General features: G+C 53.9%; 9 protein-coding genes. 5 read left to right on the top strand and 4 right to left on the bottom strand.

The genetic code is table 11. The annotated features are described in order from the left end of the window. From K5905_RS18460 to K5905_RS18450, 3 genes are all read right to left on the bottom strand, one after another. On the bottom strand, positions 1–459 hold a 459-nt coding region (locus K5905_RS18460; protein WP_297586464.1), incomplete at its 3' end, for an amidase family protein. Between the two features lie 312 nt (positions 460–771). Then, positions 772–1203, bottom strand: a complete 432-nt coding sequence (locus K5905_RS18455) for a SufE family protein (RefSeq protein ID WP_297586463.1) — start codon at positions 1201–1203, stop codon at positions 772–774. Between the two features lie 275 nt (positions 1204–1478). Further along, on the bottom strand, positions 1479–1922 hold the full coding sequence (locus K5905_RS18450; RefSeq protein WP_297586461.1) for a DUF5330 domain-containing protein: 444 nt from the start codon (positions 1920–1922) through the stop codon (positions 1479–1481). Between the two features lie 389 nt (positions 1923–2311). On the opposite strand from K5905_RS18450, the gene K5905_RS18445 reads away from it, so the two are divergent. From K5905_RS18445 to K5905_RS18435, 3 genes are all read left to right on the top strand, one after another. Then, positions 2312–3991, top strand: a complete 1680-nt coding sequence (locus K5905_RS18445; protein WP_297586459.1) for a hypothetical protein — start codon at positions 2312–2314, stop codon at positions 3989–3991. Positions 3992–3999: 8 nt separating this feature from the next. Continuing rightward, complete coding sequence (locus K5905_RS18440) at positions 4000–4752, top strand: peptidoglycan-binding domain-containing protein (protein WP_297586458.1); 753 nt, start codon at positions 4000–4002, stop codon at positions 4750–4752. A gap of 89 nt (positions 4753–4841) precedes the next feature. Then, on the top strand, positions 4842–5219 hold the full coding sequence (locus tag K5905_RS18435) for a DUF1491 family protein (protein ID WP_297586456.1): 378 nt from the start codon (positions 4842–4844) through the stop codon (positions 5217–5219). Here the strand turns inward: K5905_RS18435 and K5905_RS18430 are convergent. After that, a complete protein-coding gene (locus K5905_RS18430) occupies positions 5216–6277 on the bottom strand; it encodes a DUF2336 domain-containing protein (protein ID WP_297586454.1) in 1062 nt (353 codons plus the stop codon). The two genes, K5905_RS18435 and K5905_RS18430, sit on opposite strands and share 4 nt — an antisense overlap. Positions 6278–6888: 611 nt before the next feature. On the opposite strand from K5905_RS18430, the gene K5905_RS18425 reads away from it, so the two are divergent. Both K5905_RS18425 and K5905_RS18420 read left to right on the top strand, forming a co-directional pair. Next, the gene (locus K5905_RS18425; RefSeq protein ID WP_297586453.1) at positions 6889–7692 is read left to right on the top strand and encodes a hypothetical protein; all 804 of its coding nucleotides are present in this window, start codon (positions 6889–6891) and stop codon (positions 7690–7692) included. 748 nt (positions 7693–8440) lie between these two features. Beyond that, complete coding sequence (locus tag K5905_RS18420; protein WP_297586452.1) at positions 8441–10111, top strand: tetratricopeptide repeat-containing sulfotransferase family protein; 1671 nt, start codon at positions 8441–8443, stop codon at positions 10109–10111. Positions 10112–10195: the final 84 nt, after the last annotated feature.

The raw sequence follows: 10195 nt of genomic DNA, 5'->3' as shown, positions 1-10195 counted from the left end.
CAGATCCCATGGATTCCGGGTTTTCCCCTTTGCAAGTGTTTCGGTCGTGCCCAGAAGGCCGAACTCGGATGTGGTGCTTTTTCCAAGCACCACCAGGCCGGCGCTATCCAGAGCTTCGGTGTAGGGCGAACCCGCAGCAGCCGGAGCACCGTCAAGCAACTGAGATCCGAAACCTGCCGGATGTCCCGGATATGGCAATACATCCTTCAAGAGTGTTGGAACTCCGGCAAGGGGACCTTGATGTGTTTGGTTCCTTGCCCGATCGCGAGCCAAATCAAAGTTAGTGGAGGCAAGCGCATTAATTTTCGGGTTCAGGCATTCAATCCGTTCAATTGCAGCATCAACAATCTCCAAAGCATTGGCTTCGCCGTTCTTCACCATTTCAGCCTGAGCGCAGGCATCTGTTGTCGCGAGCCTGTCCGAAGTCAGTTTTGATGTCGTTGTCACTTCATAATCCATGCGACACGTCCTTAGATGAAAAGAGAATTTATGATTCTCTTTTAGCTCAAAATCGGAAATGCCGCAAACCGGGTGCTTGGAATTCGCAGGACTTTTTTCAGGGACTGGCACAGGGCCAGCTTTGATTGGGAGTAGGGGCGGGTGGATCGCTTCCCGGTCAATTGAAACAGGAGCTGGGAGCTTCCGGGCGAAGCGCGGTCTTCATTCGATGCGGAAATTCAAATGGCGCAGCCTCGGAAAAGCTCCGAGGCTTGGTCCTTGTAAAGCGGAGAGGTCGGTGTTGAAGAAGAGAAGCTGCCGTGAAGCGCTGGATCAGGCCGCAGCCAGGGCTTCCTGTGCGTCGCGGTGAATTCGGCCGACCATCGATTTGAGACCGTTTGAGCGTTGCGGTGTCAAATGCTCCTGCAGTCCAAGTTGTGCAAAGATGCCTTCAACGTTGGTGTCGAGAATCTCTTGTGCTGTTTTGCCGTTGAAAAGGGTCGTCACGACGGCGACGAGGCCCTGGACGATCAGGGCGTCGCTGTCGCCTTTGAATGTCAAGACAGGGACACCATTGGCGTTGTTGCTGACGGAGGTGATCAGCCAGACCTGCGATACACATCCACGGACCTTGTTGACATCCGAGCGCTCGTCCGCTGTCAGTTCCGGAAGTTCTTTACCGAGGTCGATCAGATATTTGTAACGGTCTTCCCAGTCGTCAAGAAAATCGAACGTCTCGAGAATTTCGTCTATCGCTGTTGTCATGGCTACCGGTCTTTGAAGGTCTATGCGCCTTCATATAGCCTGCGCGAGGAAAAGTGCAAATCCCGGTTGGGAGCAGGGCATTGTGCAATGAGGACAATGCTGTCTGTTTTGAAAAAAGAAATAACGCCGCAGATGAAACGGGCAGCTGTTCATCTGCGGCGCAGCGGAAGAACCGCTGAAGTAAAGCTGTCGCCGAATGTCGCTCTGAAACATCGTCACAGCGGGGCGCAATTACCGTTTCCTACCCTGGAGGTCTTGGGGGAACGGTTTGTTGCTCAGGTCGAGCCGGAAACTGGCTTTGGGCGCGGCACAGGCCCGAAAACGGTCTTCGTTTGAAGCGTATTGTCCAGATCAGGTTGCCAGGATTGGTGTCCGGCAGAAGCTGTCTGTTGCTGTTCGATGACGGGCATGCCGGTTGAGCCGGTAACCAGTGTTTCAGTGCCTTCATTCTCGGCAACTTGTGTGTCGAGAAACTCGTAGACAATCCTGGCGCCGTCGCGAGCGCGGCTGCCGATCGCCGACAATGCGTCGCCCCCTGTCTCACAAGCTTGCGGATTACGATGGCAGAAGCCACCAATATCCGAAACGGCGGCCTGCGCTGCAAGGAATGCAGAAACAGGATCAACGGTTTCCTCGGCGGTGCGTTCATGGCCCGACCCGAGTGGAATCAGGACCAGCACCAAGGTGAGCCAAAAGGCCGTCCTTAGAAGAAAGAACATGTCGCTACCCATAGTTCTGTTCGGTCATGCGCTCCATTTTTTTGGCTGGTGCGCTTGTTATGGGGGCACGCTAACAAGGACATGAGAATCTCACGTTGAATAGGCTGGAGCAATTTTCATAAAATAAAACAGGTGTTTAAGATGAATTTTCTCAAAATTTGATTCAAGTTTTATCTAATTCCCGCAAGTGGCTGAAAAGTACCTCAGTTTTGAAATTTTTCGACAAAACGGATTCATCCTTTATCGTTCCTTAAGTGCTGGGGACGACAATGACTACTCATGAGTTGCAAGCGGACCGATCCGCGTCTGGCGTGTGGTAGTGTAGAGTGCGTAACCTGCTGAGTTTAATAAATAAATTTTGGAATCATTGGACGGATCGCGTAGATGCGATGATTCATCCTCAGGCTGCTGGCAATCCATTTTCGGCCCCATTGCACCGTTCATTCCTTTTCAGCTGCTTTTTAAGCGGTACGGTTGCTCTTTTTGTCCTGCCTTTGCATCTTGCTCTTGCCGGAGCTCCACATGTTGCCACGCTGCTGGTGCTGGCCTGGATGCTCAGCCAATGGCCGCTAGCTCTTTATTTGTCGCAATCGGGTGAGTTGGATCGGGCAATCGGAATCTCTTCCGGTCTTTTCGCGATCTTTGTCGCCGCAATTTGTTTTTCGACCGGCGGTAGCGCTTCCTTTGCGCTCTTCTGGCTCATGATCCCGCCAATCGAAGCCGCCTTTGCATCCAGTCGGCGCATCGTTGTTGGCATAACTACCCTTTGTGCAGCACTGTTGTCGGCAGTTTGGCTGTTGCCCGCCAATCTGGTCTCGGCTGGACCACTGACGCTGGAAGTCAAGCTGATCGCGTCTTTGGCGGCGCTTCTTTATGCCGGTATGATTGCCTACAGAATATCCAGAGATAGAAGCCGGGCGCAAAATGCTGTTTCGGTTTCCGAGACAAACCGGAGGACAATGTGTCAGAGCATTTCGGAAGTACTTTGCCAGATTGACGGGGACGGTCAGATCACCGTACTCGGCGGGCCGGCAGGGCATTTGCTTGGCGGTTCGACGCCCGGTAAGGGGGAAGACTGGCTTTTCTCACGCCTGCATGTGGGCGATCGTCCGCTGTATCTGACCAGGCTCTCTGAAGTACGCAATTGCGGTAAACCCACGACCTTCTCCGTGCGTTTGAGGGTGGGACGCAATTTGCCTGGTGACGCCGGGCAGGCGGAGTACCGCGTGTTTGAACTCGGTCTGCGCACTGCTCCAGAAATCGGGCCATCTCAGAACGCAAACGTCGATGTCCTGCTTGTCATTCGGGATCGCAGTGGGTCAGGGTTGGTCACCCCGGGTGAGATGTCGCCAGAGGCTGATCCACGCGTCGCCAAGGTCTCGTGGACATTGGTTGAGGCTGCGGGCAAGGCAGTCAAGAGAAGCCTGACGGACATTCAAAAGAATGCTTCCGCCTTTGAGCCGCGTCAGAATGCGACCGCTGCGGTCTTGCGTGAAAAAGGTGAACAGATTGAACGCTCCAGCAGGGTGGGGCTCAACGCTCTTGCTGCCATTTTGGAACTTGCCGGTGAAGGCGATGTGGAGATGGAGCCGGGATTCAGCGTTGAAAAAATAGGCTCATCACTTGAACAGTGTTGTGAGTTGTTGGCGCCGCTCGCCGAACGTGCGGACGTTTCGATTGATCTTGAAGTTGGTCAGGATTGGGGGCAATTGACGGCAGATGGGAAACTGCTAACGCAATCCATGTGTTTCATTCTTTCGGACATGATTGAAACTTCCGGAAATGGTGCAGTTATCCGAATTTCGGGTGACGTCATTCAATCGAAGCTACAGCTTGTTTTGTCGGTCAAAAACAGAAGCAGCAGTCTAAGCTGGAATTCAGCAGATTCCGGTCCGGTTCTCGAATTCGCGGGAAACCTGCTGGAGAAGGCAGGTGCGCGCCTTTCCGTCCAGACCGCGCTTGGTCATGGTGAAAGCGTGATCGTGGATTTGCAGACACGCGCCAGTGACGAATGCGACGAAACACCAGAAGCGGCAGAAAACGTTTTGCCGCTGGTTCAAACTGCATAGGTGGCGATATGGCGAGAACCACCAAAAAAGCACCCGTCACGAAAGCACAGGAAACGTTCATGTCGAGAGCCGGGCATATAGCTCTTGATAATCCTGTTGCCGCCGGTGGCACTGTTGTCATGGGTCTGACAGCCTGTCTGATCGTGGCCAATGCGGTCGGATTGCAGCCGGGGCGGCATCCTGCACCGATATTTGCCACACGAGATCGCCCAGAGGCTTTGCAGATACCCGAACCCGACGGACGCCGTCCGGGATTGCAGGTTCAGGAAATCTCGACACTTGTCCTGGATGTGCAGATATCGCTGCGACGGATCGGCCTCTATGAAGGTCCATTGGACGGCCTGAACGGTCCTGCTACCGAGCGTGCTATCCGGGCGTTTGAACGACGAGCCGGTCAGGCGGAAACGGGCGAGGCCAATGAAGCCCTGCTTGCCTTGATCCTGTTGCATGGCGATGCGCCGTTGGAGGCACAAATCCCGATTCCAAGGGCAAAACCAGGCTTCTCGGGCACCGTCAGTCAGAGTACGGCTTCCGCCGACGCAATTGCGGCAATTGATTCAGATCCACAATTGATGCGCGTGCAGAAGACTCTGTCGGAACTCGGCTACGGGCCATTGAAACCGGATGGCGTCATGGGGGCAAATACCACGGCTGCAATCAAGCGCTTTGAACTTGAGCGCGGTCTCCCGCTTACAGGCGAACCGGGTGCAAAAATGATCGAACATCTGGAGATGATCAGCGGGCGCAAGCTTGCGGGTTAACGCCGCGATGCCAATTGCCAGATCTCGGAATTCGGCGTAAACGACGCTGATATTTGCCAACGTGATGCACTCTCCGGCGCGGGATTTCTATGCGGGTTACATCAGAATTTTTTGTAAGTGCCCTGGTTCGACGTATCTTCGGCGAAGGCGGTTTTGCCGCCGTGTCCAGAAAAGGTGCGATGGAGGCGGGGGCAGTATTCGTGTGTGTCGACCGGTTGGATGGACGGTTCGATTTTTACGGGCCGGCTCCGCAGGCAATGTTCAGTGACCTTCCGCAGGGCCGGTTGTTCGAGAGACTCTTTTCGCAGGTTGAGCGTGCTGAAATCGATGCACGTCTGACAAGCGAAGCGCGAATGGATCCGGACTATTGGCTGGTTGAAATCGAAGCCCGCGATGGCAAGGTGGAATTGCCTCTTGCCGAAGAGGAAGAAACTTCCAACCCGGGTGATAGCATTTTCCGTTTTTAAAGACTTGCGTCTTTCAAGGCATTGGCTGCGCTCTTTTTTGAAAGATCCGTTGCTGTTTCTTTCTGTTGCCTGACTTCCTGATACTGAGGTTGGTGCTGTGGGGTCTTTGCCAGGGTTTGCTGATCCTGCAAAATCCATTGACCTACAAGAACCTCGGCAGCGCCAGTGCTTAGTGTGCGGTAAAGGCGGAGCACAGCGCGGATCTCCTGTAGTGAGACGCGTGTTCCGAGCAGCCTGACCAGAACTGTCGTTGTGTGCCTCAAGCCAAACCCGAGCGCCTTCAGGGCAACCGTCAATCCTTCTGCCTGATCTTCCTGCAGCATCATATCGCAAGTTGCCTGAGACAGTCCGAGACCTCGACCGAGAAGGTCTGAAAACCGGATCCTGTTCTGGTTCAGTGCTTCGTTATAAATCGCGTCCTGAAGTCGGAGATGCGCGGTATCCGTGTACTTTGCTTGCTGGCCAGCTGGAACCTGTGCCTGTTTGACCAGGCTGGTCAGTTCAGCGGCCGCGACGGCTTTGTTTTTGAGCTGCGGTGGCAGATGCAGGAACTGACCCATCAAACCGTCCGGATTGAGTGCATCCTGACCCGCCAGCTCCAGACCTAGCGCAGCGACGATATCACTGCGACGGCTGAGCTTGGCCTGCTGAGTGCTCGTGAGCAGAATATCGTTCCGGTCCAGAAGAATGCGGACCACGTCTGCTCCTGCGTGTTCACACAGGGCGCTTATCACCGATTCGCGCAAAGAAGGACGATTGGCGACAGCTTTTCGCAATGTGTCCGGCCCGGATACTGCTGTACTCACCAGAAGATCCACAGGCAGCCTTGGGCTGTAACGAAGTGCCGGATAGGCCGTCAGGTGATCGTCATCTGTCGCCAGGTTCTCCAGAAAGTCGTCGGGCATTTCGGGATGGGACGCGAGGAGATTGGCTATCCGGCGCCTGTCCGAGACGGGTGTGGACGGTAGAAGGTTCTGCGCCAGCTCAAGGAAAATCTTTTTATCTTCAACATCATGCCTGGGTCTGCCTGCATAAAGCTCAGTGGCAGAAAGCAGCACGTTGGGTTCAACGGATGTGCTCGCGGAAGACTTGGATGAGGCCTCTTTGCTTGAATGAGGCTGACTGAAATGTTGGCTTTGGCGCATGACACCCGTCTACAAAATACAAAAGACCGATCGACCGGCAAAACTTGGTTCCATCAAATTGCAGCAAAAGCGTTAGCATGCTGTTAACCCTGACAGCTTCTTAATGAACTTGCAGGAAGTAATGCGTCGCCCGTTTGACCGTTTCCCTTCGGTAATACGCCGTTTCAGGGAAGCCGGAACCGAAGGAGGAGACGATGGGCACTTTGTTGGATTTCACATCCGCACCGAGGCCCACTGCTCGAGTGGGCCATCGTTCCAATCAACGCCGATCAACCGGCCGGGAGACCTCTGGAGAAGTTATCCTCTTCCCAGGCGTCCGGTATGAGCGGCATGACCTTGATCTTGCCGCACGAATCACGACCATCAGCAAGGCAGCTGGGCCAGCTGGTTCCGACAAGGACTGACGGTCCAAGCCTCTCCAGCCGCATTTGCTTTTTGATCGAAAGCGGTTGGGGAAACGCCCGATGGGCAATGGCAAGGAAATTCATCTCGGCTCAATGCCTCCAAATGCGAGGAGGCATGCAGTGGTGCGCTCAACAGCATCTGCTGTTGCGGTGTTGGTCCTGATGGTTCTATCTGCCTGTACTCGTCCGACCGGAGATTTTGACAGAGCCAGACCGTCCGTCATCCATGACAAATTGATGCCGGCTGCCGGTGATGAGGCTGCGCGTCTGCGTGGCGATCCGGTTTCCAAGTTCAATTACACCGATGACGAGAAACTGATGCGGAACCGTGGCTGGACGTTGATCCGCCCTCCTTGGACCAAGGACTGGATCGGTGGAACCATGGTGGAGCTTTCGCGCACACGCGTTCTGCCGGAAGTTGAGGGAAGGGTGCCTCCCGACCTTTATCTGATCTATCTCCGCTCCGACAAATTCAGATCGTCCAATGCCCGATATGACAAGATTGCCGCGGACGCCTCAGGCGATGCAGAGCTGGTCATGCCGTTTTGTGAAGTTGCTTTGCGGGTGAGGAAGGCTGACGATGAGCGCTTGCGGGTTCTGAAAAATACACCGGTCACGACCGAAGAGACTTATGACGGCGCCAAAGCGCGGGTCTGGGAAAACAGGGTCATGATCAAGTGGGTTGGTCAGGCGCTTCGCTATCGGATCATCGCCTACAAGAAAGCGTTGAAAGGCCTGGAAATCGAAACGCCTAGCGAAGACCGGGTATGGAAGGTCAACAACGCCATCCGGGAACTGGAAGGTCAGGTCAGGCTGGCAGAGGCAAGCTGTGAGACCGGCAGCCTATACGGGGTGGCCAAACCGGTCCTCAAGTCACGGATCTACACTGGCTGGAGTACTGAACGGGCGCCGGTGAAGAAATAGGTCAAAAGACCCAGTAATGGATACGGCTTAGTTCCAAAGGTTCAACTTGGCAGGTCAACGGATCAAATGACGCGTTGTCTTTAGCCTTTGCCTGACTTGAATCAGGTTTCATCTGTGTCTTTTCTGAAGTGGTGGGGGTGTCCGAGACGTATCTCTTGAAAAAACTGATCATTTTCTTACCTCCATCTTGGGCTGTTTGGCAAGATATGGTGATGTTCTTCGATTTCACTACTTAATTATTGTTAAGCTCAACGCAACCTTGAAGAAATGTTCTAGAATAGAAAACCGATTTGCAGGCTTTTGAGAACTGCCGGTTCCTCACTGACGTTTCTTCTTTTCCGTACTCGGGCGCCCTGTCTCCATGATACAAATTGCGACAATTCAGTGCCTTCTCTGGCACAGGTCTAAGACATTTTGACGATAGACTCGCTGTCTCAAACGATATCCAGACATGTCAGCTGATCGGGACAGCGAACCAATCGATATTCACATATTCAATAAAAAACGCCGCTACGTGCTGACAAAACAGCAAGCGAAAAACCGCCTTTCGCCGGGTGATTGTCGTTCATTCCCCAGCCAGACTTTGGGGCGCAGATAAAACCGGGATTTGCCGGTTATGAATCTGGGCAATTTAAAATAGCAAGAGACAAGTCACGCAACTGAATCGGATGTTTCCGTTGTCGTGATGACTACAGACCGCACATCCAACACTGCATCTCTTCGCGGTAATCGGGCTAGTGGAATTGATATGAGCTTGGAATTAGAGCGCCTCGTCCAAACAGCGCTTTTGCATCAACATGCAGGACGACTGTCAATCGCATTCAACCTATTTGAAGACGTTCTCAAACGGGATCCTCAAAACCCTCAGGCGAATTTTACTCTCGGCATCGCGGCCTACCAGGCCGGGCATGTTGGTCTGGCGATTGCGCGTCTTGAAATCGCGGCCCGCAAGGCGCCGAAACATCCGCAGGTGCATCAGCTCCTGGGGCTTGCCCTTCTGAATGCGGGGGATCTCGTGGCAGCGCAAAGGTCCCTCAAGAAAGCGATATCACTCGATCCCAAGGTCGCCGACTTTCACGCCCAACTTGGTGACCTTTATACGCGAAAGAGACAGCCGGTTCTTGCGCGACAGAGCTTTGAAACCGCTCTGAAACTTGAGGCGGACAACGGTTACGCTCTGGTTGGAATGGGACAGCTTGAGATTACGGTTGGAAAAATCGAGGACGCGGTAAAGTGGTTCGAGCTGGCAGTGTCTCACAAGAAAGAACTGCCATCGGCTTACCAGTGCCTGACGATGACGCGAACTTACCAGTCGAGACCGGAAGAACTTAACCAGATCGAAGACTTGCTTCAGGACGTGTCTCAAGCAAATGCGGAAAAATCCAGCCTGCATTGGGCCGCGGGCAAGATTTATTACGATATCGGAGATACGCAACGAGCTGTACACCACTACCGAAGTGCGCGCAGGCTGCGGTATACGGGTTTCGATCAGGGCGCGTACGAGGAGCGAATTGCGTTCATGAAGGAAGTCTTTGACAGGGACTTCTTTTCAAGCCGGACGGGGCTTAGTGAAGAAAGTCAAAGACCGGTGTTCATTTTCGGTATGCCAAGATCAGGAACGACGCTTGTCGAGCAGATCGTCAGCCGTCACTCTCGCGTTTCAAGCGGCGCCGAAATTCCCTACTTCCGGCATCTTCAGCAGGATCTCGGTTTAACCCGGGCGCCGAGCGCGGCGCTTGAAACACGGTTGAAGAGTATGGAACCTCGCGAATTCAAGAAATTCGCGAAGAGCTATCTAGGTGTTTTGAACGACGTCGACAGTCGTGCCGATCGTGTCACCGACAAGATGCCGCATAACTACGAAATGCTCTGGCTGATGAGCTTGTTGTTCCCCAATGCGGCCTTCGTTCATTGTTACCGATGTCCGGCCGACACCTGCATTTCGCTTTTGTCCCACGCGCTCTCTCCAGCGCATAATTATTGTCTGACACAGGATTCTGTCGGTCGCTACTTTCGAGCCTATGCAAGCCTGATGGACCATTGGCAGAAGGCGCTGCCGGTTCGGATGCATCGGCTGAACTATGAGGAGCTGGTCAACGACCAGCAGGGCGAGAGCCGCAAACTTCTGGAACGATGCGGGCTTGTCTGGGAAAAGGAGTGCATGGAGTTCTACAAGGGTGACAGCCCGGTCACGACTTTCTCCAACCTGCAGGTTCGCCGACCGATTTTCCGGTCCTCGATCGGGCGCTGGCGTCGATACCGCAATCTGTTGACGGATCTCTTCGATGCGCTCGGCCCGTTAGCTCCCCGGGAATTACGAGAAGGGGAACAGTCCTGTCTTCCCATGCCTGACGGCAGGACAGGGAAACCCGACAATGATTCCTCAGTGCATAAGCAAGGCGGCGCTCAGCGCAGCTGATCAGGTTTGATCGCGTGCTTGAACGTCAGATCCAGTAATTGATACGAGGGCGATTGTTTTGCCGGTTTTGATTGGTCGCAAGTC

Source organism: Roseibium sp., from assembly GCF_025698965.1.
In the GTDB taxonomy this organism is placed as follows: Bacteria; Pseudomonadota; Alphaproteobacteria; order Rhizobiales; family Stappiaceae; genus Roseibium.
This window is presented reverse-complemented; position numbering and strand designations above follow the sequence as displayed.

Coding starts and splice junctions, on each gene's coding strand:
- K5905_RS18455 (WP_297586463.1), bottom strand. CDS start 1,203: ATGACAACAGCGATAGACGAAATTCTCGAGACGTTCGATTTTCTTGAC.
- K5905_RS18450 (WP_297586461.1), bottom strand. CDS start 1,922: ATGTTCTTTCTTCTAAGGACGGCCTTTTGGCTCACCTTGGTGCTGGTC.
- K5905_RS18445 (WP_297586459.1), top strand. CDS start 2,312: ATGATTCATCCTCAGGCTGCTGGCAATCCATTTTCGGCCCCATTGCAC.
- K5905_RS18440 (WP_297586458.1), top strand. CDS start 4,000: ATGGCGAGAACCACCAAAAAAGCACCCGTCACGAAAGCACAGGAAACG.
- K5905_RS18435 (WP_297586456.1), top strand. CDS start 4,842: ATGCGGGTTACATCAGAATTTTTTGTAAGTGCCCTGGTTCGACGTATC.
- K5905_RS18420 (WP_297586452.1), top strand. CDS start 8,441: ATGAGCTTGGAATTAGAGCGCCTCGTCCAAACAGCGCTTTTGCATCAA.